This window comes from Pseudomonas sp. JV245A (genome assembly GCF_032424515.1).
GTDB classification, from domain to species: Bacteria; Pseudomonadota; Gammaproteobacteria; order Pseudomonadales; family Pseudomonadaceae; genus Aquipseudomonas; species Aquipseudomonas protegens.
Genome location: NZ_VYKE01000624.1, coordinates 1 through 295 on the forward strand (window position 1 = coordinate 1; position 295 = coordinate 295).

Annotated in this window: 1 protein-coding gene; it reads left to right on the top strand. The window is 59.3% G+C overall.

Features of this window, described 5'->3' with window-relative positions:
- On the top strand, positions 1-295 hold a 295-nt coding region (locus tag F6S12_RS33330; protein ID WP_315870064.1), incomplete at both ends, for a beta-ketoacyl synthase N-terminal-like domain-containing protein.

The window sequence follows — 295 nt, forward strand, 5'->3', positions numbered from 1 at the left end:
CCTTCATGAGCACCGCCAACTGCACCAGCAGCTCGGTGTCGTTCCAGATGGGCCACCAGATGGTGGCGTCCGGGGAGTACGACATCGTCCTGTGCGGCGGCTTCGAGAAGATGACCGATCACTTCAACTACGCCGAATACATCGGCTCCAGCACTGAATGTGAATACGATTATTTCCTCGGCATTTCCCACACCGATGCCTTCGCCCTGGCCACCGCCGAATACTTCCAGAAGTTCGGCTATGCCGGTCGCGAGGCCGACGTACTGGCCACCTTCGGCCGGCAGATGCGCATCTA